Annotated in this window: 26 protein-coding genes; 11 read left to right on the top strand and 15 right to left on the bottom strand. The window is 37.9% G+C overall.

All coding sequences use genetic code 11. From position 1 onward, the window contains the following. Positions 1-693 (top strand): zinc metallopeptidase, encoded by a 693-nt coding sequence (locus SKC36_RS11250; protein WP_459454727.1) that lies wholly within the window; start codon positions 1-3, stop codon positions 691-693. A gap of 31 nt (positions 694-724) precedes the next feature. On the opposite strand, the gene SKC36_RS11245 is transcribed toward SKC36_RS11250, so the two are convergent. Continuing rightward, positions 725-2,437: an amino acid permease gene (locus SKC36_RS11245; RefSeq protein ID WP_459454728.1), complete on the bottom strand. Its 1,713-nt coding sequence runs from the start codon at positions 2,435-2,437 to the stop codon at positions 725-727. 103 nt (positions 2,438-2,540) lie between these two features. Between SKC36_RS11245 and SKC36_RS11240 the strand changes: the two genes are divergently transcribed. Then, positions 2,541-3,548: a glycosyltransferase family 2 protein gene (locus SKC36_RS11240; RefSeq protein ID WP_459465945.1), complete on the top strand. Its 1,008-nt coding sequence runs from the start codon at positions 2,541-2,543 to the stop codon at positions 3,546-3,548. Here SKC36_RS11240 and SKC36_RS11235 read toward each other — a convergent pair. Further along, positions 3,545-3,766, bottom strand: coding sequence for a PspC domain-containing protein (locus SKC36_RS11235; protein WP_459454730.1), 222 nt, complete (start codon positions 3,764-3,766; stop codon positions 3,545-3,547). The two genes, SKC36_RS11240 and SKC36_RS11235, sit on opposite strands and share 4 nt — an antisense overlap. A gap of 321 nt (positions 3,767-4,087) precedes the next feature. Between SKC36_RS11235 and SKC36_RS11230 the strand changes: the two genes are divergently transcribed. Next, positions 4,088-4,282, top strand: a complete 195-nt coding sequence (locus SKC36_RS11230) for a cold-shock protein (protein WP_459454731.1) — start codon at positions 4,088-4,090, stop codon at positions 4,280-4,282. Between the two features lie 149 nt (positions 4,283-4,431). On the opposite strand, the gene lysS is transcribed toward SKC36_RS11230, so the two are convergent. Beyond that, positions 4,432-6,147 carry a lysine--tRNA ligase gene (gene lysS, locus SKC36_RS11225; protein WP_459466008.1) on the bottom strand — a complete coding sequence of 572 codons (1,716 nt, stop codon included), beginning with the start codon at positions 6,145-6,147 and terminating at the stop codon, positions 4,432-4,434. Between the two features lie 229 nt (positions 6,148-6,376). On the opposite strand from lysS, the gene SKC36_RS11220 reads away from it, so the two are divergent. After that, positions 6,377-7,852 carry a Do family serine endopeptidase gene (locus SKC36_RS11220; protein WP_459454732.1) on the top strand — a complete coding sequence of 492 codons (1,476 nt, stop codon included), beginning with the start codon at positions 6,377-6,379 and terminating at the stop codon, positions 7,850-7,852. Positions 7,853-8,095: 243 nt separating this feature from the next. Here the strand turns inward: SKC36_RS11220 and SKC36_RS11215 are convergent, their stop codons facing one another. Beyond that, positions 8,096-9,079 (bottom strand): pyruvate dehydrogenase complex E1 component subunit beta, encoded by a 984-nt coding sequence (locus tag SKC36_RS11215; RefSeq protein WP_459465944.1) that lies wholly within the window; start codon positions 9,077-9,079, stop codon positions 8,096-8,098. 142 nt (positions 9,080-9,221) lie between these two features. On the opposite strand from SKC36_RS11215, the gene aroB reads away from it, so the two are divergent. Further along, positions 9,222-10,250, top strand: coding sequence for a 3-dehydroquinate synthase (gene aroB, locus SKC36_RS11210; RefSeq protein ID WP_459465943.1), 1,029 nt, complete (start codon positions 9,222-9,224; stop codon positions 10,248-10,250). On the opposite strand, the gene gatC is transcribed toward aroB, so the two are convergent. The 4 genes from gatC to SKC36_RS11190 are packed head-to-tail and all read right to left on the bottom strand — an operon-like array spanning position 10,251 to position 12,598. Beyond that, positions 10,251-10,541, bottom strand: coding sequence for an Asp-tRNA(Asn)/Glu-tRNA(Gln) amidotransferase subunit GatC (gene gatC, locus SKC36_RS11205; protein ID WP_459465942.1), 291 nt, complete (start codon positions 10,539-10,541; stop codon positions 10,251-10,253). It lies immediately after the preceding gene. Continuing rightward, positions 10,525-10,716, bottom strand: coding sequence for a hypothetical protein (locus SKC36_RS11200; RefSeq protein WP_406751686.1), 192 nt, complete (start codon positions 10,714-10,716; stop codon positions 10,525-10,527). Before SKC36_RS11200 ends, gatC begins: the two co-directional genes overlap by 17 nt. Before the next feature lies 1 nt (position 10,717). Beyond that, positions 10,718-12,220: a glutamate--tRNA ligase gene (gene gltX, locus SKC36_RS11195; protein WP_459465941.1), complete on the bottom strand. Its 1,503-nt coding sequence runs from the start codon at positions 12,218-12,220 to the stop codon at positions 10,718-10,720. Positions 12,221-12,226: 6 nt separating this feature from the next. After that, positions 12,227-12,598 carry a Rid family detoxifying hydrolase gene (locus SKC36_RS11190; protein WP_459454738.1) on the bottom strand — a complete coding sequence of 124 codons (372 nt, stop codon included), beginning with the start codon at positions 12,596-12,598 and terminating at the stop codon, positions 12,227-12,229. A gap of 75 nt (positions 12,599-12,673) precedes the next feature. On the opposite strand from SKC36_RS11190, the gene SKC36_RS11185 reads away from it, so the two are divergent. After that, entirely contained in the window at positions 12,674-13,570 is an 897-nt protein-coding gene (locus SKC36_RS11185; protein ID WP_459465940.1) for a DMT family transporter, read from the top strand. A 109-nt stretch (positions 13,571-13,679) separates the two neighbouring features. Here SKC36_RS11185 and SKC36_RS11180 read toward each other — a convergent pair whose 3' ends face one another. Beyond that, the gene (locus SKC36_RS11180) at positions 13,680-14,774 is read right to left on the bottom strand and encodes a chorismate mutase (protein WP_459454740.1); all 1,095 of its coding nucleotides are present in this window, start codon (positions 14,772-14,774) and stop codon (positions 13,680-13,682) included. Between the two features lie 140 nt (positions 14,775-14,914). Here SKC36_RS11180 and SKC36_RS11175 point away from each other — a divergent pair, with 140 nt between their 5' ends. The 5 genes from SKC36_RS11175 (at position 14,915) to SKC36_RS11155 (ending at position 19,559) form a co-directional block, all read left to right on the top strand. Next, positions 14,915-16,087 carry a proline dehydrogenase family protein gene (locus SKC36_RS11175; protein WP_459454741.1) on the top strand — a complete coding sequence of 391 codons (1,173 nt, stop codon included), beginning with the start codon at positions 14,915-14,917 and terminating at the stop codon, positions 16,085-16,087. Further along, positions 16,084-16,734: a lipoprotein signal peptidase gene (locus tag SKC36_RS11170; RefSeq protein ID WP_459465939.1), complete on the top strand. Its 651-nt coding sequence runs from the start codon at positions 16,084-16,086 to the stop codon at positions 16,732-16,734. Before SKC36_RS11175 ends, SKC36_RS11170 begins: the two co-directional genes overlap by 4 nt. Before the next feature lie 30 nt (positions 16,735-16,764). Continuing rightward, entirely contained in the window at positions 16,765-17,493 is a 729-nt protein-coding gene (locus SKC36_RS11165) for a sulfite exporter TauE/SafE family protein (protein WP_459454743.1), read from the top strand. A gap of 166 nt (positions 17,494-17,659) precedes the next feature. Continuing rightward, on the top strand, positions 17,660-18,136 hold the full coding sequence (locus tag SKC36_RS11160; RefSeq protein WP_459454769.1) for a Dps family protein: 477 nt from the start codon (positions 17,660-17,662) through the stop codon (positions 18,134-18,136). 88 nt (positions 18,137-18,224) lie between these two features. Then, positions 18,225-19,559 (top strand): DEAD/DEAH box helicase, encoded by a 1,335-nt coding sequence (locus tag SKC36_RS11155; RefSeq protein ID WP_459465938.1) that lies wholly within the window; start codon positions 18,225-18,227, stop codon positions 19,557-19,559. 454 nt (positions 19,560-20,013) lie between these two features. Here the strand turns inward: SKC36_RS11155 and SKC36_RS11150 are convergent, their stop codons facing one another. The 6 genes from SKC36_RS11150 to SKC36_RS11125 form a co-directional block, all read right to left on the bottom strand. Then, positions 20,014-20,616, bottom strand: coding sequence for an OmpH/Skp family outer membrane protein (locus SKC36_RS11150; protein ID WP_459454745.1), 603 nt, complete (start codon positions 20,614-20,616; stop codon positions 20,014-20,016). Positions 20,617-20,635: 19 nt separating this feature from the next. Further along, positions 20,636-21,211 (bottom strand): OmpH/Skp family outer membrane protein, encoded by a 576-nt coding sequence (locus SKC36_RS11145; protein ID WP_459465937.1) that lies wholly within the window; start codon positions 21,209-21,211, stop codon positions 20,636-20,638. A gap of 17 nt (positions 21,212-21,228) precedes the next feature. Continuing rightward, complete coding sequence (gene bamA / locus SKC36_RS11140) at positions 21,229-23,895, bottom strand: outer membrane protein assembly factor BamA (protein WP_459465936.1); 2,667 nt, start codon at positions 23,893-23,895, stop codon at positions 21,229-21,231. Between the two features lie 26 nt (positions 23,896-23,921). After that, positions 23,922-24,671 (bottom strand): isoprenyl transferase, encoded by a 750-nt coding sequence (locus tag SKC36_RS11135; protein WP_459454748.1) that lies wholly within the window; start codon positions 24,669-24,671, stop codon positions 23,922-23,924. 80 nt (positions 24,672-24,751) lie between these two features. After that, positions 24,752-25,453, bottom strand: a complete 702-nt coding sequence (locus tag SKC36_RS11130) for a DUF6089 family protein (RefSeq protein WP_459465935.1) — start codon at positions 25,451-25,453, stop codon at positions 24,752-24,754. Positions 25,454-25,482: 29 nt separating this feature from the next. Continuing rightward, entirely contained in the window at positions 25,483-26,430 is a 948-nt protein-coding gene (locus SKC36_RS11125) for a DUF6089 family protein (RefSeq protein WP_459454750.1), read from the bottom strand. Positions 26,431-26,469: the final 39 nt, after the last annotated feature.

Genomic DNA, 26,469 nt, shown 5'->3' with positions numbered 1-26,469 from the left:
ATGACAGGAATCTATGTTTTAACCATCCTTTTTGGAGTTATCGGAATGATGATTTCTTGGAGATTAAAATCCAAATTCAAACAGTATTCGGAAGTACCCTTGCAGAGTAATTTATCCGGACAACAAATTGCGGAGAAGATGCTTTCAGATCATGGAATCTATGATGTCCGGGTGATTTCCGTAGATGGTCAATTAACAGACCATTATAACCCAAGCGACAAAACCGTTAATTTAAGTGCGGATGTATATCATGGCCGAAATGCCGCTGCTGCTGCAGTAGCTGCCCACGAATGTGGACATGCTGTCCAACATGCCCAGGCTTATTCTTTTCTACAGTTTAGAAGTGCCATGGTGCCTTTATTGAATGTGGCCAATGGTTTCATGCCTATCTTATTGATGATAGGAATGATGATTTTGTATTCAACTGGAAATGCCACTCTTTTGAGTATAGGGGTAGCTTTATTTGCCCTAGCAACCATTTTTAGCTTTGTGACATTACCTGTAGAATTTGATGCCTCTAACCGTGCTTTAGCATGGATTAAAAATAATCAAATCGTTAATTCAAGTGAATATGAAATGTCCAAGGATGCACTTTGGTGGGCGGCAATGACCTATGTGGTAGCAGCTTTAGCCATGCTAGCTCAATTACTTTATTACCTCAATTTATTGGGAGGACGAAGAAGTAATGACTAACAAAAAAGGGCCAATTAAATTGGCCCTTTTTTTATACATGTAATTTACTTTTTCGATAGCTATAACTGAAATAAATTAAAAAACCTGCGATACACCAATAAAGGAATCTCTCCCAATTGGTGGCACCCATTTGCGTCATTAAATATAAATTAACTAATAAGCCTAAAACTGGGATCAAAGATAAATTGATGGTATAACTAAAGTAGGCCAAAACCAACCAAATTAAAAAGAATGCACTGAGCAAGAAATGGTCTACTCGCGCTTCTCCCACCCAATGGGCATTCCAATAACTTGACCATGCATCGGCTGTCGGCAGATAAATATATAAGCAAATCAAAAAGGCCAAACCTACCCAATATTTAGCATTGATATATGGTATTTTAAACTTGGATTTCTTTTGATTCTCTGGGTCTAAATCCAATATCAATACACCGCCACATACCAACACAAATGCGAATAAGGTACCAATACTGCTAAGGTTTATCACTTCTTCTAGATTGGCAAATAGTGCAGGAATACCCACTAAAACGCCCGTCATGATGGTAGAAAATGATGGAGTTCGGTATTTAGGATGAATATTAGAAAACGCTTTAGGTAATAATCCATCCCGAGACATTGTCATCCAAATACGAGGTTGCCCCAATTGATAAACCAATAAGGCACTAGTTAAGGCAATGACCGCACTAGCCGCAACCACTCCGGCAACTCCATGTAAGCCTACTTGGGTAAACATATAAGCCAATGGATCTTCAATACCCGCCAAAGAAGCAGAGGGAACAATGCCCGTCAAAACCAAAGTCACTAATACATAAAGAACCGTACAAATAATCAAAGCCCACATCATGGCCTTGGGTATATCCCTTTGAGGATTTGTACATTCCTCTGCAGTCGTTGAAATAGAATCAAAACCAATATAAGCAAAACAAACAGCTGCCACACTTTTTAATACCCCACTGATGCCATTGGGAGCAAATGGCGACCAATTTTCTACTTGAACATAAAATGCACCTACACCCACCACAATCACAATGACCAATAGCTTTAGAATGACCAAAATATTATTCATATTTTTGGTTTCACGAATACCAATATATACCAAATAGGTAATAGCGGCCGTAATCAATAAAGCAGGAATATTAGCTACAAAATGCCAACCGAAAATAACCGGAGCCGTGGCATAAGCAGTATAACCTTCACGCACATTTACTGATAAGGATTCTAACAATTGGCCTTGATTAAGAGCTACTTGTGCTTCAGAAAACGCTCTTTTGGCGGACAAAAAATCCATGGTTAAATAATCTGGGATATGATAGCCTAGACCTTCCATTAAATCAACAAAATATTTAGACCATGAAATGGCTACAGCCACATTGGAAATAGCGTATTCTAATAAAAGATTCCAACCTAAAATCCAGGCAACTATTTCCCCTAAACTCGTATAGGCATAGGTATAGGCGCTACCACTAATGGGGACCGTTGCCGCAAATCGAGCATAACAAAAGGCCGTAAACATACATGCCACGGCAGTAAAAACAAATAAAAGAGATACAGCGGGACCTCCATTGGCGGATGCCTGACCGATGGCAGAAAAAATACTAGCACCAATGATTGCGGCAACACCTAAAAAGGTTAGGTCTCTAACGCCTAAATTCCGAACCATGGATCCACCTTCCAGCTTTTCAATCTCGATTTGATCAGAAACTATTTTATCAATGGACTTTTTGCGAAAAAAGGATGAATTCATGCAAATTAATTAGTTGATGTGATGGTAAGTAGAACAAAAATACATCTTTCTCGAATAAATTCTAATTTGAACGATTTACTTACCTTTGTAGGAAAGGAACATTATGTCGGTAGCCATTGTCATTTTAAATTTTAACGGAAAGCATTTTTTAGAAAAATTCTTGCCATCCGTTATTTCTACCTGCCCTTCAGGCAGCATTTACGTAGCAGATAATGGTTCCACCGATGATTCCCTGGATTACCTAAAAAAGCAATTTCCAGAAATACATCGAATAGAAGGAAAAGGAAACTTAGGTTATGCAGGAGGTTACAACAGAGCATTAAAATCCATTCAAGCCGAATTCTACGTTTTAATGAATTCCGACATTGAGCCTAGCGAAATCTGGTTAAATCCATTATTGGATTACATGTCAAAAAACACCCAAGTAGCTGCTGTACAACCCTATATCCTAAATTATCAAAACCAAAATTCATTTGAATATGCTGGTGCTGCAGGTGGATTTTGGGACAATTTAGGATTTCCATTTTGTCGGGGAAGGATATTTGAATCCATTGAAAATAATCATGGACAATACCCCACGGGTCTAGTTCAATGGGCCACGGGAGCCTGCTTACTCGTTCGTTCAGAAATTTATTGGAAAGTTGGAGGATTAGACGACTATTTTTTTGCTCACATGGAAGAAATAGACCTATGTTGGAGAATTCAACGAGCAGGATATCATGTAGCGGCGGTGGCAGAAAGTAGTGTTAAACACGTAGGAGGAGGAACTTTAGCACAAGGAAACCCCTTTAAAACCTATTTGAATTTTAGAAACAATCTGATACTCCTATACAAAAATCTACCTCAGAATAAGAAAATTATCACTATTCTGTTCAGAATGCTTGCAGATGGCTTAGCTGGTATCAAATATCTATTATCAGGTGATTTTGCGTTGATTGGGGCCATTTTGAAAGCACATTTTGCATTTTATTCTTATGTATTATTTGAAAAAAACAAACAAAATTTAGCCCCTGAATTAATTAAAAAAGAGCACATTGCTAGCTACCCAAAATCCATAATTTGGGCCTATTTCGCACAAAAAAGAAAAAAATTCAGTGATTTAAAATTCTAAAATTCCCAGACCGTTGGGTTGTTTCTTTGGCGTAAATATCGACGAATATTCATCCAAAAAGCCAAGATTAAATAAATGATGATGGGAGAACCCATCGTAATGAATGAGGTATAAATAAAATACAATCTGATGCTAGAGGTAGAAATTTTAAACTTCTCTCCTAATCTAGTACAAACTCCAAAAGCTTGATTTTCAACGAAATACTTTACTTTTTTCATGTAGCTAAATTTAATGCCTACAAAAATATTAATAATTACCCGATTTTAGGTAGTAAATTTAAATAATTCAAATTTTTATACGAATATTGCAAAATTAAAATAAAATAAATGATAATTTTTAATATTTAATTTGATTTTGCTTGCATGCAATTGAATTTTATATACATTTGGACACTTAAAAGTTTTAATTCAGCAAAATTCTCGACTTCATCCCTCCTAGTATCTCTCCGGCTTACACTCCATTTGATTCTATAAGTTTGTCCCAGTCAAAATTCTTGCGTCTAAAATTCTTTAAGATTTAATTTTTAACATTAATTTTTTATGCAAACTGGTAAAGTAAAATTTTTCAACGAGACGAAAGGTTTCGGATTCATCGTTGACGACCAAACAGGTGAAGACATTTTTGTACACGTAACTGGCTTAGCTGGTGTTACAATTCGCGAAAATGACAGCGTTTCCTACGAAGTAACTGACGGAAAGCGTGGAGCTAACGCTATCAATGTAAAGAAAATGTAATTTTCTTACATGTCCTTGATTAGAGCAAATCAGTATTTTCCAATATATATTAGGTTATCCTATTAAAATTGCAACATTGATCTCTAATAAAGAGAAAAGAAAAAGCCATCCCGAGGGATGGCTTTTTTGATTTAAATGCATGTAGTTGATTAAGATTCAATCCAAGCAATGACTTCTTCTTTGCTTGGCATAGGTGATTCTATCTTTAATTTCTTACGTAGGCCCCCTAAATCATTGAATACTTTATTGGGATTGGCTGATTTTAAGGCCTCTAGGGTTAAAATTCCCATTTTTTGCAGGGCTGGAATCCATTGTTCTGCAACCCCAGCTTGAATAAAATCAGCATCAGAAGATACTTCTTTCAAAACTTCTGGGCGCATTTGTGGGAAGAATAAAACTTCCTGAATGGATGCTTGATTGGTCATTAACATGGTTAATCGATCTATTCCAATTCCAATGCCTGAGGTTGGAGGCATGGCATACTCCAAAGATCGGATGAAATCTTGATCCATAGCCATTGCCTCATCATCTCCTTTTTCGGCTAATCTCAACTGATCTTCAAATCTTTCTTTTTGATCGATAGGATCATTCAATTCAGAATAGGCATTGGCGATTTCTTTACCATTAACAAATAGCTCAAATCGTTCCACTAATCCATCTTTTGAACGGTGCTTTTTCGTCAAAGGAGACATTTCTACAGGATAGTCTATGATGAAAGTCGGTTGAATCAAATTTGCCTCAACTTTCTCTCCAAAAAGCTCATCAATTAACTTGCCTTTACCCATTTGCTCGTCCACTTCCATGCCAAATTCAAGGCATTTAGCGCGTAATTGATCTTCAGACAAGGCATCAACATCTACACCGGAATACTTTAAAATAGCTTCAGAAATGGATAATTTCGGATATGGCCCGGCAAATTCAATGGCATTTTCACCTACTTGTACCTGGGTTTGCTGGTGCAAAGTTTGAGCTACTTTCTCAAAGATTTTTTCGGTTAGGTCCATCATCCAATGATAGTCCTTGTATGCTACATAAAATTCCAAAGAAGTGAATTCAGGATTGTGGGTACGATCCATTCCTTCATTTCTAAACATTTTTCCAAATTCATAGACTCCGTCAAATCCACCAACAATTAATCGCTTCAAATACAGCTCATTAGCAATGCGCAAATAAAGAGGCATATCCAAGGTATTGTGATGCGTTTTGAAAGGACGAGCAGACGCCCCCCCGTGAATGGATTGCAAGACGGGTGTTTCTACTTCTAACCAACCTCGCTCATCAAACATAGACCGCATGGTGGATATGATTTTGGCACGCTTGATAAAAATATCCTTTACCGATGGATTAACGATCAAATCGACATAGCGTTGGCGGTACCTCAATTCAGGGTCAGAAAAGGCATCAAAAGTTTGACCTTCTGCTTCCTTAACCACTGGTAAAGGTTTAAGTGCTTTGGATAAGAGGGTAAACTCACGTACATGGACAGATATTTCACCCATTTGTGTAGTAAACACATAGCCTTTCACACCAATAATATCACCTATATCAAGCAGTTTTTTAAAGACCGTATTATATAAGGTTTTATCCTCGCCTGGACATAAGTCATCTCTCCTAAAATACAATTGAATTCGGCCACTCGCATCTTGCAATTCAGCAAAAGAAGCATTTCCCATGATTCGGAATCCCATCAATCGACCTGCCAAAGTAACATCTTGAAAATTGGCTGATTCTACCGAATAATCTGACAAAATATCCTTGGCATATACATTGACTGGATAGGCTGCTGCGGGATATGGATCTATGCCCAAAGCCATCAAATCCAATCTTTTTTGTCTTCTTAATTGTTCTTGCTCACTTAAAACCATGTGGAATTCTCTTATTTCTAAATTGAATTGCAAAATTAACCAATTATGAGCCGATTAAAAAATGGATTCTATGTCAATAAAGATTACTACTTCACCTAGAAATGAAAATGCCAAAAATTCATAAAATCTGCCATTTCTTAAATCTTGTTAATAATATACCTCGAGCAGAACAATGGCACACAAATTGCGTTAATTTAGCAAAACAAAAATCTAAAGCATTTTTATCATTATGGAAATCAAAAACCACCTTAAAACGTATGTGATTATTGCGCTACTATCTAGCGGTATCACTCTTGGCGCCTATTCTTTATTGAATTTAGGTTCCTCGCACACCATAGGTGATGCACCATCAGCATTTACAAGTTCAGTTTCCAACATTCAAAATGTACCCGGAAATCCCGGAGAATTCACTTTCGCAGCTGAAAAAACAACTCCTGCGGTAGTTCATATTAAAACCAAGATGACAGCTCGTCAGAGTCGTCAATCATCCAGCCCATTTGATGACTTTTTTGGATTCGGTGACCCTTTTGGAGGTCGTCGCCAACAGGCCCCGCAAACACAAGAAGCTTCAGGATCTGGTGTGATCATTAGCTCGGATGGATACATTGTTACCAACAATCACGTCGTTCAAGAAGCCGAGGAAGTAAGTGTAATTCTAAATGACAAACGGGAATATAAGGCCAAAGTCATATCTACAGACCCATCTTCCGATTTAGCTGTTATTCAAATCAAGGCCGAAAACCTACCTTTCCTAACTTTTGGAGATTCCGATGCCTTAAAAGTAGGTGAATGGGTGTTAGCAGTAGGAAACCCTTTCAATTTGGAATCTACGGTTACAGCGGGTATCGTTTCAGCAAAGGGTCGTCAAAACATCATTGATCGCGATGGAGATACCAATCCATTGGAATCCTTTATTCAAACAGATGCTGCCGTTAATCCAGGTAATTCAGGAGGAGCATTAGTGAATTTAAAAGGAGAGTTAATTGGCATTAACACGGCCATTTATTCTAGAACGGGTCAATTTGCCGGTTATTCATTTGCTGTCCCTGTAAGTATTGTTAAAAAAGTCTCTTCCGATTTAATTAAATACGGAAATGTACAACGTGGTTTCTTGGGAGTAAGCATTATGGAAGTAAATGCCAAATTGGCAGAAGAAAAAGACTTAAAATCGAAAGATGGAGTTTATGTAGGAGGTTTCTCAGAAAATTCTGCTGCTAAAGATGCAGGTATTAAAATCAATGATGTTATCACCAAAATTGATGGAACAGATACAAAATCTTCATCCAAACTTATGGAGATCGTTGGTAGAAAACGTCCAGGAGAAAGTATTTTAGTAACTGTTAACCGAGATGGCCAAACCAAAGAATTCAAAGTAACCCTTAAAAATAAGGATGGAAATACGTCCATCGTCAAAGGAGATGCTGGAGAATCAACTAAATCCGAGTTCTTAGGTGCAAAATTTGGTACATTGAGTAGCGCTGATAAGGAGAAATTCAAGGTTAGTAATGGGGTGAAGGTGATTGAAGTTCTCAGCGACGGCCGCCTAGAAATGTATGGTTTATCAAAAGGTTCTATCATTACCAAAATCAATGACAAAGCCGTAAGTGACCCAAAAGAAGCGGTTCAGTTATTGGAAGCGCGCAAAGGACGGATTAAGCTTGAGGGTGTTGATGTAGACGGATCTCGCTTCATTTACGTCTTATAACTCTAAGAAAAATTTAAGGTATTGAAATAGTAAAAGTCCTCCGATTTCGGGGGACTTTTTTTTGTTTTTGAACGCTATTTTCTAACGCTGTCAAGGTTTGGAACCTTGACAGCGTTGAGCGTTCATAACGATTTTGGAAATAATTTTGTTGTCCAAGAAATTGATAATGATGAATAATCATAGATTCCGCAAAAAAAAGAGCCAAGTTATAGCTTGGCTCTTAATCAGTATTATGAAAATAAATTACTTTCTATAAGTAACCGTTTTAACTGCTTGAATGGTACGTTCCACACTTGGTAAAATTTCTTCTATCAAGGTAGGAGCATAAGGTAAAGGTAAATCTTTTGAATTAACACGAACCACAGGTGCGTCTAAATAATCAAATGCCCAGCGTTGTAGGTGATAAGTAATCTCGGAAGAAATGGCTGACAATGGGTTTGCCTCCTCCACTACTACGCAACGGTTTGTTTTCTTAACAGATTCCACAACGGTAATGTAATCAATAGGGCGGACACTACGTAGGTCGATAACTTCCGCATGTATTCCCATCTTAGTTAATTCTTCTACTGCTGGCATTACCACACGAGAAAGCATTTTACCAAAGGTTACAATGGTAACATCTTTACCTTCTTTTACCACGTTAGCTTTACCAATTGGAATTAAAAATTCTCCATCGGGCACTAATCCTTTGTCGCCATACATCAATTCAGACTCCATAAAAATAACAGGATCATTGTCACGAATCGATGCCTTTAAAAGACCTTTTGCATCTGCTGGATTAGAAGGAACTACTACTTTCAAACCAGGAGTATTAGCATACCAATTCTCAAAGTTTGACGAGTGCTGTGAGGATAATTGACCGGCATTTCCAGTAGGTCCACGGAAAACAATTGGACATGAATATTGTCCACCTGACATCGACATCATTTTGGAAGCGGAGTTGATAATTTGGTCAATAGCTACCAAAGAGAAGTTGAAAGTCATAAACTCGACAATCGGACGTAAACCATTGGCTGCCGCACCTACTCCAATACCCCCAAATCCTAACTCTGCAATCGGAGTATCAATTACTCGGTCCGGACCAAACTCATCCAACATACCTTGGGAAACTTTGTATGCACCATTGTATTCCGCAACTTCTTCACCCATTAAAAAAACGGATGCATCGCGTCGCATCTCTTCTTGCATTGCCTCACGCAAGGCTTCTCTGAATTGAATCTCTCTCATAAAATGTTAAGGTGTATGAAAAAACATAACCGCGCAAAATTAGGCAAGAAAAAGCATACCGCAAAACCAAAATTAGGTTCTCAAATTGCCCATTTTGAGAAATTCGTGGTATTTTTAGACTTTCATACGAATTTTACATCCTATGTCCGTACAAATAGCTCCCATTTCCACTTCACTATCTTCTTTTCTTGACTCTAAAAACTATTCCAGAGTTATTGTTTTAGTGGATGAGCTAACCCAAAAACATTGTTTACCCAGAATTGAAAAACTACTTCCAAAAAATTTCATCAAAGTTGTTATTAAATCAGGTGAAGCCCATAAAAACCTGGATACTTGTGTGAAAATCTGGGAGGTAATGACCAAATCTAATTTAGATAGGCATGCCTTGATGATCAATTTAGGAGGAGGAGTCATTGGAGATATGGGTGGATTTTGTGCCTCTACCTATAAAAGGGGGATTGACTTTATTCAGATCCCCACAACGCTATTGGCTCAGGTAGATGCGAGTGTGGGTGGTAAATTAGGCATTGACTTTCAAGGCTTTAAGAATCATTTAGGTGTATTCCAATTACCCAAAACGGTCCTAATTGACCCTACTTTCCTAGAGACATTAAGCGAAAGAGAAAAGCGTTCAGGTTTTGCCGAAATCATCAAACATTGCCTAATTCGCGATGCTGCAAAGTGGGAGGAAATAAGTCAGTTAGATTGGCAAGAAAATGATTTCCCTAGCTTAGTAGCCCATTCTGTAGCCATCAAGCAAGCCGTTGTTACAGAAGATCCTAAAGAAGCTGGAATTCGTAAAATACTTAATTTGGGTCATACCCTAGGTCATGCTGTAGAAACATTTTTATTAAACCAGGGGAAAAGAAAAATTCTACATGGGGAGGCCGTTGCGGTTGGAATTATTACGGAGGCCTTTCTTTCCTACAGCCGAAATTTAATTACTTTGACTGAATTGGAAGACATTGAAGCTTATCTATTTGCTACCTATGGAAAGGTAAGTATACAAGAAAGTGAAATTCCGGCGATTATTCGATTAACCATGCAAGACAAGAAGAACCTCGGAAATGAGGTTCGTTTCTCTTTACTAACAGGAATTGGTGATTGCGGATATGATATTCCGGTTGGAAAATCAGAAATGAAAAAAGCCCTGCAATACTATATTGGGTAATTATTCAATAACTTGAGGTACTTTAAAATAACTTTCGTTGGTATCTGGACCTAATTTCAAGGCTTTCTGACGATCCAAAGTTGCCTTGGCTTGATCTTCCCTAAAATGATTTATGGCGGGTGTCATATGAACTAAAGGTTCAACTGATGAAGTATCTACTGCATTCAAAGCTTCCATCCAATCCAATACTTTATTGATGGAATCTTGCATATCTTGAATTTTCTCCTCTTTCAACTCCAAACGAGCCAAATGAGCTATTTTAATCACATCTTCCTTATTTACCTTCATCATTCTTAGGATTTAATTTTTTATCATCGGGCATTTCTTTATCTAAAAATGCATTCAAAGCATCTCGATTCAAGGTAGATGTAATTTGTCCAAATGAATCAATATTCATCTCAAATCCAGCCAAATCGGGGTGAACTTTAGGAGCTTTTTCCTTTACTTTCTTTGATTTATCTTTCATATTAAATGGCTGGAAATATTTCTAAGGCTTTATTTAGTCTTGCTAACACTTGTTCCTTACCCCAAAGTTCCAATGAAATCATTAAATCCGGTCCTGCACCTTTCCCACTCATCGCTACTCTAAACAATTGCATCACCTTACCCATTTTAATTCCAGCTTGCTCCAAACAAAGTTGAATACAAGCTTTAATATCTTCCGCATTCCAATGCTCACAAGTAGGCAAAGTTCCCAAAATTAATTCTAGTGCTTGTTTGGTTTCAGCATTCCATTTAGAACTTAAAACCGCCTCATCGTAGGTTACTGGAAATTCAGAAAATTCTTGTACCAGTCGTTCTAGTTCTTGGGGAAACGTTATTCTATCCAAAAACAAATGCACAAAGGCTTCTGCCTTTTCAGCATCAATGGATGGTAAATAAGTAGAAGCTAATTCTTGAGCACTATGTTGTTTCAAATATTGTTCATTGAACCACTGTGCTTTTTTAACATCAAATTTGGCCCCGGCTTTATTTATTCTTTCCAAAGAGAATGCTGCAATTAACTCATCCAATGAAAACAATTCCTGCTCAGTCCCCGGATTCCAACCCAGAAAAGCTAGAAAATTCAAGGTTGCTTCAGGCAAATATCCTTCTTGTTTAAAGCCTTTCGAAATGGCTCCTGTTTGTGGATCTGTCCATTCCAAAGGAAATACAGGGAAACCACCCAAATCAGCATCTCTCTTGGAAAGTTTACCATTCCCTTCCGGTTTTAACAATAAAGGTAAATGAGCAAATTGGGGAGGATTCCAACCAAATGCTTGATATAGTAAAATATGTAAAGGAGCAGATGGCAACCACTCTTCACCTCGAATTACATGCGTAATTTGCATGATATGATCATCTACTACATTGGCCAGGTGATAGGTTGGCATACCATCTGACTTCATCAGTACTTTATCATCTATGCTGGAAGTATGCACATGTACCCAATCACGTATGGTATCTTGAAAACGAATTTCTCCTTTAGCAGGAACCTTTAGACGAATGACATAAGGGGTATTGTTGGCCAATAATTGGTCAACTTCCTCTTTAGAAAGTGATAAAGAATTCCTTAGTTTTACTCGAGTTACTGCATTGTATTGAAATGCTGATCCTTGACTTTCAAAGGTTGTTCGCATGGCATCCAATTCTTCAGAAGTATCAAAGGCATAATAGGCTTTGCCAGAATTAATTAACTCATCCGCATAAGACTTATAAATATCTTTTCTTTCGCTTTGACGATATGGTTCATGAGGTCCACCAGCACCAATACCCTCATCAGGTGAAATGCCTAACCATGCCAAACTTTCTAGTATATACGCTTCAGCACCGGGAACAAAACGTGCTTGATCTGTATCTTCAATCCTTAGAATGAAGGTACCTCCCAATTTTCGAGCTAATAAAAAATTATATAAGGCTGTTCGTACACCACCGATATGCAGTGGACCTGTAGGACTTGGGGCGAAACGAACACGTACTGAATTAGGCATATGAATTTATTTATGGGCAATACAAGAAATTTCTACTCGAACGTCTTTAGGCAAACGAGACACTTCTACCGTTTCACGTGCGGGAGGATTGACAGAAAAATACTGGGCATATACCTGATTTATTTGAGCAAAATGATTCATATTTTTAATAAAAATGGAGCACTTAACCACATCCTGAAAATCATAACCCGCTTCATTCAAAATATATCCCAAATTCTTTAAAACCTGATGGGTCTCTTCTTCAATATCTCCACCGGCCTCGTAAACTGACACAGCAATTTGACCTGATACATACAAAGCGCCCTGAACGGCAACCGCCTGAGAATATGGACCAATGGCAGCAGGAGCTGATTCCGATAAAATTATTTTTTTTGTCATACCTTTGAAAAAAGAAATGCAAGTTACCAAAAAAATAAGGATTAAAGAATCTCCGACAAGCTTTCTCCCTAAAATATGCTTTCCAAAATTCAACCATTCATTCGCAAAAACAAGGGAATAGGCTTTATGCTTTTATCTTCTTTGTGCTTCGCTATGATGTCCGCTATGGCCCAAAGGATGAGTAAATTCTTCCCATCGGTTGAATTGGTATTGTTTCGAAATGCAGTAGGACTACCCTTTTTAATAATAAGTTTATGGCAAAAACCAGCTGTTCAAACAGGTGGAAAATTAGGCTTCTTAGTATTTCGAGGCATTTTAGGTGCCTTTACTTTATATTGTTTGTTTTATGCCTTAGAGCATTTAGGACTATCATTAACCAATACCTATGGCCAAGCCTTCCCGCTCTTCATCGCCATTTTTACATTTTTATGGATCCCAACAGAAAGCTTAAAAAGTAGACAAGTATTATTTTTATTGATGGGCTTCCTAGGGATTTTACTCATATTCCAACCATCAGCCGATAAGCAATGGCAAAATCATTCGGTTGGATTGTTATATGCCATAGGAACTGCATTAGGATATATGGCGATAAAAGAAGCTCAAAAATATTATGACTCACGTTGGGTAATCTTCTCTTTCATGGCAGCGGGATTTGTCGCATCCAGCATATCCTTGATCCTGGGTACCTGGGGTAATTTACCCAATAGTTTTTGGTCAGGCCAATGGGTTAATCCCCAAGGAAGTCAATACATGGAGATTATCATTATGGGTCTTTTGGCGCTGGGAGTACAAAGTTTTACCACTCAAGCATTACGATTTGAAAAAACGAGCATTGTGGGGGCCGTAGGTAATAGTGCTGTCTTGTTTTCAATTTTAATAGAAATCATCTTGGGACATGGCCTACCTGATTTAGTAGTACTTATTGGTATGGCCTTGGTGATTGTGGGGAGCTATCAAATCTCAAAAAAATAGGATGTATTCTAAACCTTGACAGCGTTTGAAACGCTGTCAAGGTTAACGAAAAAAGGCCAGGCAATGATATCATCGCCTAGCCTTTTAAGCTAAATTATCAAATTCTTGATTAAGCAGTAGCTGAATTCATTACTTCCGTTTGCTTACGGATAGATTCTAAGTGAACCAATTTAAATAATTCTTCTACGAACTCAGGATATAAACCTAAGCCTTTAGCTTGGTTAGCACGGTCTCCATGTAATTGTTTCCAACGGTCAAGTTGTAATACAGCTACATTGTTATCACGCTTGTATTCGCCTAATTTTTCAACCACAGCCATACGAGCAGTTAATACCTCCAATAACTCGCGGTCAATGTTGTCAATTTTCTCGCGCAAAGCAGCTAATTCATCAGAGAAATCAGCACCATAATTGGCTTTTCTAACTTCTAATTCACGCAACATTTCTCCTAATTTCTCTGGAGTTACTTGCTGTGAAGCATCAGACCAAGCTGCATCTGGATCGCGGTGAGTTTCGATGATCATACCATCGTAATTCAAATCCAAAATACGCTGAGATAATTCCATCAATAAAGCACGCTTTCCAGCCATGTGAGATGGATCACCAATAATGGGCATTTGTGGGAACAAACGCTTCAATTCAACTGCCATAGCCCACATAGGTGAATTACGGTATTTAGTCTCTTGTGCATTAGAAAAACCACGGTGGATAGCACCTAATTTTTTAATTCCGGAACCTTGTAAGCGCTCAAACGCACCCACCCAAAGAGCTAAATCTGGGTTAACTGGGTTTTTCACCAATACAGGAACATCAACACCTTTTAACGCATCAGCTAAGTCTTGTACATTAAATGGATTTACAGTGGTACGAGCACCAATCCATAAAACATCCACACCATATTTTAAAGCTAATTCAATGTGCTCTGGTGTGGCTACTTCGATAGCTAATGGTAAACCTGTTTCTTTTTTTGCTTCAACCAACCACTTTAATGCTGGTTCTCCCATGCCTTCAAAACTTCCTGGACGTGTACGAGGTTTCCAAACACCAGCACGCATGATATGCGCATAACCTTCCGCTTTAATACGGCGGGCGGTTTCTAATACTTGGTCCTCAGTCTCAGCAGAACAAGGTCCAGCTATAATAAGCGGCTTGCCATCTGTCTGAATCCATTCTTGCATCGGCACTACTTCTAAATTGGCATTCATAAATTTGGATAGATTAAAAGAGCCTAGGCTCAAAACTGTTTTAATATTATTATTCTTGTGTTACAGATTCGGTTAAATTTTATTCACTTATATTTGCAGGCAATTTAAAAAAAATGACCCACCAAACATCTTCGAAAAACTTGAAAAAGCTATCTTTTGAGGACACCCAAATCGCCTTTGCTTCTAAAAGTGATTTTCAACTTCGCAAGTCCTATTGGATTTTTGCGATAATGAACCAAAATTGGCTTGTAAAGTTAGGGACTTTTTTCATCAAATTATTCCTTTTCTTACATTTACCTGTTAAAAAAATAATAAAAACTACTCTTTTTGGCCAATTTTGTGGGGGAGAATCTATACAGGAATGCCAAACCACCATTCATGAACTTGATAAAGCTCACATTGGTACTATTCTGGATTATTCGGTTGAGGGAGAAGAAAACGACAAATCTTTTCAATTAACTAAAAATGAAATACTTAAAACCATAGTTCAATCACACGAAAACAGTGCTATACCCTTTGCTGTTTTCAAGATGACGGGGATTTTTAATAGTGAACTATTGGAGAAATATCAAACAGAAAAAGGACTGACGGAAGAGGAAGAAGTAGATTTCCTCAAAAGCAAAGAATATTTGGTTGAAATTTGTCAAGAAGCATACCAACAGCAGGTTCGTTTATTCATTGATGCGGAAGAAAGTTGGATTCAAAACACCATAGATGAATTATGCTACGAAATGATGCAGCGATTTAACCAAAAAACTGCTATCATTTTCAACACTTTCCAAATGTATCGAGTAGATATGTTGGAAAATCTTCATCAGGCCATTCAAAAGGCCGTCGATCAATCCTATTTTTTAGGGGTGAAGTTAGTTCGCGGTGCCTATTTGGAAAAAGAACGATTAAGAGCACATGAGGACGAATATTCGGAACCTTTGCACAAAGAAAAAGAGGCAACAGACCGCGATTTTAATTTAGGCATTCAGGCATGTTTGGAACACTTGGATCAAGTGCATTTCTGTGTGGGGACACATAATGAGCAAAGTTGTCAATTATTATGCCAATGGATGGATGAAAAAGGTATTCCATCAAATCATCCTCATATATATTTTGCTCAATTATTGGGAATGTCAGATAATATTTCCTACAATTTAGCGTCTTCAGGGTATAATGTGGCCAAATATGTACCATATGGTCCTGTTTCCGCAGTAATGCCTTATCTATTCCGCCGAGCTGAAGAAAATAGTTCCATTGCCGGACAAACATCCAGGGAGTTTGCCCTTTTACAAAAAGAAGTGAGCCGAAGAAATAACCTATGAAGTTGAAAAATTACCGCTACTTTTTAGTCAGCATTGCTATTATTCTCATTGATCAAGCCATCAAATTATCTGTGCATTTTTTCATGGAGCCAGGTTATTTTGGTCAAATTGAAATCATTGGAAGCTATTTCAAGTTACACTATACCCTGAATCCAGGGATGGCCTTTGGTATTCAATTAGGCACTATTTATGGCAAATTAATGCTGACCACTTTTCGCATCATAGCGATGTTTGGCATTGGCTATTACCTTTATAGTTTCACCAAGAAAAAGATGCATTCCGGATTATTGGTATGTATGGGATTAATTTTGGGAGGTGCCATCGGAAACTTAATCGATTCCATTTTTTATGGCGTATGGTTCAATAATGCCCCAGCCAATGCTCCAATGACCTGGTTTCATGGCCAAGTAATTGATATGTTTTTCTTTGATATTTGGGAAGGTATTTTACCCAACTGGATACCCATTTGGGGAGGAAGCTATTATTCTACGCCCATTTTCAATTTTGCTGACGCTTCCATTTTTTGTGGTGTCGTGCTTTTCTTGATCTTTCAAAATAGATTTCTAGAAAAACATAGCTCAGAAGAAAATAAAGAATTGATTTCGGAATCTATCGAATCTAAAGAAAACGAAGATTCTTCCCATTAGAATCTAGCGAGTATTTGGTATATTCAACGAATGGAAACCTATACTCTATTCTTTTTTCTAGCTCTTTTGGCCGAAATAATAGGTACGGTTAGCGGATTCGGCTCTTCTATCCTATTTGTTCCACTGGCCTCTTTGATTTTAGATTTCAAAATTGTTTTGGGAGTAACCGCAGTATTTCATGTATTTAGTAATACCTCCAAAATTCTTTTATTCAGAAAAGGAATAGACAAAAACATTGTCATTAAACTTGGCATACCTGCAGTCCTATTTGTCATATTGGGGGCATTATTAACTAGTTTAATTCCTCAAAAAAAGATTGAGTTAAGCATGAATATCATCATCCTTGCTCTATCGTTTTATTTAATGTCAGGAGCTCATCGGAGAATTCAAAAAAATAATCAAAACCTGTATTCAGGTGGAGCTATATCTGGCTTTTTAGCCGGTTTAATTGGCACAGGAGGGGCAATTCGAGGTGTTACTCTAGCCGCATTTCAATTAGAAAAAGATGTATTTATCGCTACATCTGCGGTCATTGATTTTGGAGTAGACCTGAGCAGAGCAGTTGTATATATTTCACAAGGTTACTTCCACCGGGAACATATCATTCTCATTCCTTTTTTGATTATCATCAGTATTTTAGGGACATACATTGGTAAAATCATTTTAACCAAAATATCCGAAAATGCCTTTCGATACATCGTTTTATCGGTGATAATTATTACGACCATCCTTCAGACGGTTCATTATTTTCAAGAATAAAAAAAATCTTATTTACTGACATTTGACATATTTTTAGCACAAATACAGGTTTCTAGCTGAATAATGTCGAAATTGCGCGGGTATTCAGTGAATGGCTCAGAAAGTATTGAACCATTTTCGTCATGATGTCGTTGGATACATTAGCTTAACATGCATTTTTATTTCTATGGCTAACACGAATCTTATCGGACTAGACAGTCAAAAGTCAAAAGAACTAGCCGCTAAATTGAATATCCTTTTAGCAGATTATCAAATTCTTTATATCAATGCTCGAGGTTTCCATTGGAACATTTCGGGTGATAAGTTTTTTGAATTGCATTTGAAATTTGAAGAAATTTATAATGATGCTTTGTTGAAAATTGATGAAATCGCAGAACGTATTCTAACGTTAGGCCATACCCCATTACATTCTTTTACGGATTATGTGTCTCATTCGACCATTAAAGAAGTCAAGCATGTATCGGACGGAAAAGAAGCTTTAAGCCATATTTTAGAAGGTTTTCAAGCGCTTATCCTTTTGGAAAGAGAATTATTGAATTTAGCCTCTGATGCTCAAGACGAAGGGACAAACGCCCTCATGAGCGATTACATACGAGAGCAAGAGAAATTAATTTGGATGTTTGCTGCATTTCTTAAAAAATAATACGTCTACATTTCAGACAACGAGTTCCTTTTCGTCCGACCGGTGATCAAGAAATCAAAACAACCCGGTCGATAAACAAAAAGGCAATATGTCATTTGAAAAATTAAATTTAATTGAGCCTATTCTGAAGGCTTTACAATCAGAAGGGTATACAACCCCCACCCCTATTCAAGCTCAAGCCATTCCTTTGGTTTTGGACAGAAAAGATTTATTGGGATGTGCGCAAACAGGTACAGGTAAAACGGCTGCATTTGCGATACCAATTATTCAACTATTAACTCAAGACAAACATTTACCTGCAGGCAAAAGGCTAATTAGAAGTCTTATATTGACCCCTACACGTGAATTAGCTATTCAAATTGGTGAAAGTTTCGAAAGTTATGGTAAAAACACCAATTTGCGCTACAAAGTGATCTTTGGTGGGGTTAGTCAGCATAGTCAAGTGGAATCATTACGTGCTGGTGTAGATATATTAGTAGCCACTCCAGGTCGATTATTGGATCTGATGAATCAAAAAATCATTAGTCTCCAAAATATACAGTTCTTTGTATTGGATGAAGCAGATCGAATGTTGGACATGGGCTTTGTTCATGATGTAAAGAAAGTGATTGCTAGGTTACCACAAAGACGTCAATCATTGTTCTTTTCCGCTACGATGCCCCCAGCTATTGTTGAGTTGGCCAACAGTATTTTAGTCAATCCTTCAAAAGTGGAAGTGACTCCCGTCTCATCCACGGCAAACACAATTAATCAGGTGATTTATTTTGTTGATAAGGACAATAAACGAAAATTATTAATCGATATTCTCAAGGATAAATCCATTGAAAGAGCTTTGGTATTTACAAGAACAAAGCATGGTGCTGACCGAGTAGCCAAGGATTTAACCAAAGCTGGAGTTAATTCGCAGGCCATACACGGAAACAAATCACAGAATGCCCGTCAAACAGCCTTGAATAATTTTAAATCCAAACTTACGCGGGTATTGGTAGCAACAGATATTGCGGCTCGAGGTATTGATATTGATGAATTAACCCACGTAATTAATTACGAGCTTCCGAACATACCTGAATCTTATGTACACCGAATTGGTCGTACAGGAAGGGCGGGGGCTAGCGGCATAGCCATTGGGTTTTGCGAAGCAGAAGAAAAAGAATATTTAAGAGATATTCAAAAATTAATAGGTAAACAAATCCCTGTTATAGAGGATCATCCTTATCCATTAATGAACCATACCATTGCAAAGAAGGCCGCTAAGCCACAAAGACCCCCAAGGGCAGCGAATGCTAGTTCCTCTCATAGAAATAGTGGAACACCTAGAACAGGTGGGCCCGCGGGTGCAAATACTTCTAGCACCTTTGAACCCAAAAAGAATACGCCTTATACGGGTTGGAAAAAGAATAAATACCAAGGGGGAAAAGCCTAGGCTTCAGACACCCTAATTGAGGGGGGGCATCAAATATAACTAGGGGACTAGGAGATTAGGGAGCTAGGGGACTAGGAGATTAGGGATTAGGGAACTAGGAGATTAGGAATTAGGGATTAGGGATTAGGGATTAGGGATTAGGGATTAGGGATTAGGGATTAGGGAACTAGGAGATTTGTCAACTTTTTAAAAGTTGACAAATCTAAAAGCTAGACAAATCCCAAGGCTTGACAAATCCCAAAGCTTGAAAAACCTGAATGCTTACAAATCAAAAAGCTGAAAAAACTCAAAACTAATGAGCAAAAAGTAAGCAAACCTGGCTTAACAAATGTAAGTCAAAAGCGATTCAATAACTTGATATAATAAGCGCTGATTCGAATAAAATCAAGTAGTTGGAACACATAAAAAAAGGGTGCAAGTCAGACTTGCACCCTTTTTTATCAACAAATAATACTTATTTCTTCGTTGCTGGAGTAGCTGTTTTTGTAGCTGGAGTGGTAGTAGCAGCAGCTGGAGTAGCTGTTACTGGCTTTGGCGTAATACCCATTTTCTTTAATACTAAATCAGAGATGCTAGCATCAGCTGGATAGTGTAATAAGATTGGAGCGGTACCCATACCTGCATCGTAATTAAATACATAAGTATAAGCATTTTCATTAGCTACCGCATGCATATTTTCCTCTATTTTCTTCAACAAAGGCTGCAACAATTGTGCTTGCTTCTTTTGTAAAGAAGATTGAGAATTTTGTTGGAACTCTTGAATAGAAGTTTGAAGGTTCTGTAATTCCTTCTCTCTATCTTGTTTAATGATATCAGCAGTACTAGCTGGCAATTTTTCAAATACAGCTAATTTATCTTGAAAGTCTTTTACCTTACCTTGGTACAAAGTCTCATATTGCTTTTGCGTATTTTTCAAATCCTCTTCCACTTGTTTAGCTTCAGGCATTTGACTTAATATGTAATCTGCATTGATAAATCCGATCTTAATCTGCGCCTTAAGAGGCAAAACAGCCATTCCGAACACTAGGCCCATGGCCAACAAAAATTTGGTTTTCATACGTTTGTTTAATTGATTATTAATTTTCTTTTACTGGTTTACTTTTATCAGTTGCTTTATCGACCAAATTAGGATCTAGTTCCAATCCCAATTCTTCCAATACGTAATCAGAATAGTCGTGTACCGGATTGGTATAAATCATAGCCAATCCATCATTTGCCTTATCAAATAAGAAATCGAGTCGCTTTTGACGAACTACTTTTTCAACCGCTTTAGACACTTCATCCAAGATAGGTTTCAAAGCTGCTTGCTTAAACTTAAACAATTCACCTTCTGTTCCAAATATTCGATTTTGAAAGGTCTTGGCTTCATTGTCTTTTTGACGGATTAGATTTAACCTTTGCTGGCGTAAATCTTCTGTCAAAAGAAGTTCTTCTAACTTATATTCCCGCTCCAATTTAGCGACTTCCTCATTTTTACTCGAAATCTCCTGAATCCATTGTTTAGTCATCTGATCTATCTTAGCCTGCACCTGCTTATATTCTGGCATTTTAGACGTAATAAATTCAGTATCAATGTATCCAAATTTCTGGGCAAAAGACCTTTGTCCTAGCACCGTAAGCATCAAAATTAATAAAAAAATCGACTTTTTCATTGTCTGCTGCTAAATCACTATCTAATCTGTTGACCGATAGAGAAGGTAAAGGCCTGGCGTCCAAAATCACTATCTCCTGGTCTTGGTTTATCAAATCCAAAACCATAATCAATACCAATCATACCAAAGGCCGGCATAAATATACGTGCTCCAAATCCTGCTGACTTGTACAAGTTAAAAGGATTGTAATCAGATAAGCTAGAGAAGTTATTTCCTCCCTCAGCAAAACCCAATACAAAAATAGTCGCAGAAGGATTTAAGGATACAGGATAACGAACTTCCATCACAAACTTGTTGTACGCCACTCCCCCATTTCCATATGATCCAGATGGTCCAATAACACGGTCTTTATAACCTCTTAAACCTACGATATCACGATTGAAAGAAAAACCTTGAACCATACCTGAACCTCCTAAGTCAAATCGTTCAAATCGAGTTGTTTCTTTTCCACCATAAGAGCCCAAGAAACCTAAGTGAGCACGCGTATGAAGGACAAATTTACCAGCTAATGGACTAAACCAACTAGCATCTAACATCCATTTATGGTACTCAATCAATTGACCTGATTTATTTCCTCCTAATAAAGAATAAGGTGGAGTTAAGGATGCTGTCAATGAAAAACTAGATCCTGAACGAGCAAATGTAGGGTTGTCTATACTATTTCTAGAAAAATTAGTCATGAAAGTAACCGAAGTAGAAATACCTTGAGGATAAGCCCAAGTATAGTAACGGTCTACGTCATATTGCGAAAATGATAAAGAGTGACTCAAAGAGAAATAATCATCCGGCCATTTCAAACGCTTTCCTAAACTGAAAGTAATACTATTCACATTGAAGTGAGCCGATAACAATGAATCTGGCACAGAATAACTTTGATAGCCACCATAGCCGCCATAACCTCCATAACCACCATAGCCGCCGTAGCCACCATAACCACCATAGCCGCCAAATCCACCGCCTAGACCACCAAGTCCTCCACCAAGACCTTGTCCACCATAACCTGTCGTTCTAAACTGATATGGGTAAGAAATACTACGATTTAATGCAATAGAAAACGAGTTAGGCTTTTTACCTCCCAACCATGGTTCAGTGAAAGTCAAACTATAATTTTGAAATGCCACTCCATTGGCCTGAAAACGAACCGCCAATTTTTGACCATCTCCAGCTGGTAATGGTCGCCAAGCTGACCAATTGGTCAAATTTTTAGCGGAGAAGTTGTTAAAGACCACTCCAAGGGTTCCTACAAAACCCACGTAACCACCCCAACCTCCAGACAATTCAATCTGATCGGAAGGCTTTTCCTCCACATTGTACTCAATATCCACTGTTCCATCGGCACGAGGCTGAGGATTGGGCGAGATTTTTTCTGGGTTAAAATAGCCAATTTGAGATAACTCACGAACCGTACGAATAATGGCTGATTTATTGAATTTTTGACCTGGTAAGGTACGAATCTCACGCATCACCACGTGGTCAGAAGTTTTGGTATTACCATTCAAAATCACTTTGTTGATGGTAGCCTGTTTTCCCTCTGAAATTCGAATGGTTAAATCTATGGAATCACCTACGATGGACGTTTCAACGGGTTCTGCATTGTAATATAAATACCCATTATCCATGTAAACCGAACTCAAATCCTCTCCTGGATTTCCTCCCATTTTTTTATCTAATTCCTCGGTATTATACACATCCCCTTTTTTGACTCCCAATACATCCTTCAAAACGGAGTCTGGATAAATGTAGTTTCCTTCAAAAAAGATATTTCGATAGTAATATTTACGACCTTGAACTAATTTGACCTTCAAGTTAACCGATTCATTATCATGACGGTAAACGGAATCAGAAATCAATTGGAAATCACGGAAACCCAATTTATTCATGGCTGCCAAAAGTTTCTCTTTATCTTCATCCCACTTCTTAGGAACAAACTTTGATGGCTTAAAAATACGACCAAACCGAACTTGCTTGGTGTTTTTAATTTTTCTCAAAATAAGCGATTGTTGGGAAGGCTCTATTCCGTCTAAAATTATTTTATGTACCTTAACTTTTTCACCTTTATTAACCGTAACAATCAAGGTGGCGTTATTTCCTTTAGTGGTATCCGTTTTTACAACGGATTTGGTAGTAACATTTAAACGACCCTTTTCTTGGTAATATTTACGAATAACTAATTCAAGATTTTTACGCAGTGTTTCTGTAATTATTTTCCCTTTGTAGGCTTTTACTTTTTCATTCAAAGTCTCTCTTTCTCCCTTTCTAATCCCGTCGTAGGTAATGGCAAATAAACGAGGCCGCTCCTTCAATTGGATTCGCAACCATATTTTCTCTCCTTCTACTTTTTCGGCAAAAATCTCAACATCTTCCAAAATACCCTGATCCATGATCTTCTTGATAGCAGAAGCTATGGCATCTCCGGGAACTTTAATTTTATCTCCCACCTGTAAACCCGAAATGTTTACCATGGAATTAGCATCATAAAATTGGGATCCAGAGATAGAAATCCCCCCAATGGTATATTCTTGGGGCAATGAATAGGAAAATGTAGGTTCTGCACTGCTAGGTGTGGTGGAAAAAAGACGCCCACCCAAGCCTTGAGCTAATACACCTTGACTTACAATCATCATCAAACTGAAAAACAAGCCCAATGATTTCCATTGTAATTGGCACGCGTTAACTCGATTCATTAAATATCTATTTTTCATACGAAGCCTTAGCCTTCACTTTTAACTTGTTCACTCGTTTTACCAAATCGTCTTTCTCTCATTTGGAAATCAACGATAGCCTGATGTAAATGTTCTTTTCTAAAATCAGGCCAAAATAAATCTTCAAAAATATACAATTCGGCATAAGCCAATTGCCATAACATAAAATTACTAATTCGGTGATCACCACCGGTTCTAATCATTAAATCTGGATCAGGCATTCCTGCGGTCGACAAATGCTGGTCAATGACCAGATCATTAATATCATTTGCTTTCAACTCCCCTTTTTCTACCTTTTCAGCTACCTTTTTAGTGGCTTGCACCAAATCCCACTTTCCAGAATAAGACAAAGCTAAGACTAAAGTTAAGCCCGTATTATTTGCTGTCTTATCCATGGCTGCCAGCAATTCTCTTTGAGATTTATCTGGCAATGACTCTATGTTCCCAATGGCCTTTAAACGCACCTGATTCTTCATCATGGTGGGCAATTCCTCGTTGATGGTACTCACCAATAAACTCATCAAGGCCATCACCTCAGCTTTGGGTCTATTCCAATTTTCAGTGGAAAAGGCATACAAAGTCAAAAATTTTACCCCTAATTCTCCACAACCTTCTATGGTTTCCCTAACTGCCTGAATCGCATTACGATGACCAAAAATTCGATCTGTGAAACCCTTCTGTTTCGCCCAACGACCATTACCGTCCATGATAACGGAAATATGGGCAGGAAGATTGTTAAGGTCAATGGATTCTTTCACAAATAGGGCAATAATTAATCGGATAAAACAAAGTGGTAAAGATAGCTAATTTGAACACCTATTCAAAATGCACGGAGCAATCAATAAACTTTGGGACAAAAGATGGATTGAATAGTATAAGTAACAGAAAAACCGAGATGTAAATATTGGTCTCCACCGTCTAGGGTAAAGCTTTCCATACTTCCATTGTGTGAGGCAACTTGGTCTAATTTATCAGTAAACACTTTTCTACTACCCAGCTCCCCACGAATCCCCCAATTTTTATTGATTTGAAACTTGACCCCAATTCCAAATGGAATGGCGGGAGTTAAAAAGGCATCAATTTTATCTGGACTAGCAAATACTGCTGCCAATCCACCATAGAAATAGGGGGTCCAATTAACATGTCTAGGATCAATTTCATAATCCAAAAAATTATAATCTACGATACCAGAAAATTCCGTGATTGAAGTGGCAAAAATGGAAGCATCGGCAACTTTTCCATTAGGAGTTATCACGGTTGGAGGAGTTCCCACGGGAAAAAATGTACTGGGCCTATTGGCAATATTACCTTGAAGCCGACTCACCATCATTTGAAAACGATAGGAAAAAGCATGCCTTTCTTGATAAGAAACAAATAAGTGCATGGCAGGCAAAGTTTCCTTTAACTCAGCCACGCTAGGTCGATATCCCCAATCGGCTAATTCCCCTTTATATGCAGTAGCACCAAAACCTGCACCCCATGCCCACCTTTGAGCTTTTAGATCCGTAGATTGAGCTAAAAAGAAAACAAGAAGACACAAAAAACTGGCCTTGTATATGTTGGAGGGTACTATCGTGGCAGTGGAGGACAATCAATCTTATTTTTTAAATGATAAATCAAGCGAATTTGGGTAGTAAAATACTGGTCAGAACCTTTGGCGACTAAAGGGGGATTACCTGAACCCGTGAGTAAGTTGGGTCTACGATCTGCCAAAGTATTAGCCGCGAACCATTCTGTTGAACGGTCAGTAATCAATGAAGTTACAGCAGGAACATTCACACGGTTATCGGATACATCGTCCAAATAATCAGAAAACGCAATACGATATCCAAAATCAAATCCAATATCAAAGGATTGATTGAGTTTGTAACGAATTCCAAAACCAAAAGGTACAGCACCTGTAATTTTAGAGTAATCGACACCTTCGGTTTGCAAAGATTGTAAATCGGTATTCCAATCCTGCTGAACAGGTGGAACTGTAGTTAAAAAATTTGTCTCATGCGTTGCAGGCCTTCTCGTGGTTGGGTTAAAATACACCCCAGATAGCCCTGCATATAAATAAGGTGACAAAGTTCTGCGCTTGGGCAAGTTTTCCTCGTTTCCTAGAATTTCATAAATACCTATCAGAGATAATTCCTGCATATCCGTTCTAAAATGCAAGTTTCTGGTATAACTTGGTTCGAATCGACCAGCTGGATCAAAATAATTATCATCAGCAGCAATGCGGATATAGGTAAAGCTTCCTTGGATACTAAAATGCTTTTTAAAATGACGGGTATATTGTAACCCGGCATTCCAACGCAAGGTTTTACCTCCTACATCCAGTAAGGTCATAGCTGGTGAAATATCGCCGAGGTAAGTTGAGGATCCGGCACCAAAACCAAAAGATGAGTGAGCTTTAAATGGACTTTTAGGAGCTGCTTTTTTGCTATTTTGACCCAAAAACCAAAATTGTGCCTGCACGGAGGTGGATGCCAAAAGAGAAATCAAAATACAAAAGCTGAAGAGTCTGATCATAGATGATGCTGCTAGTTAGATCATAAAACGTTGATACCC

Source organism: Aquirufa sp. OSTEICH-129A, assembly GCF_054558355.1.
The sequence above is the reverse complement of the archived record's forward strand: the minus strand, read 5'-3'. Positions and strand labels throughout refer to the sequence as shown.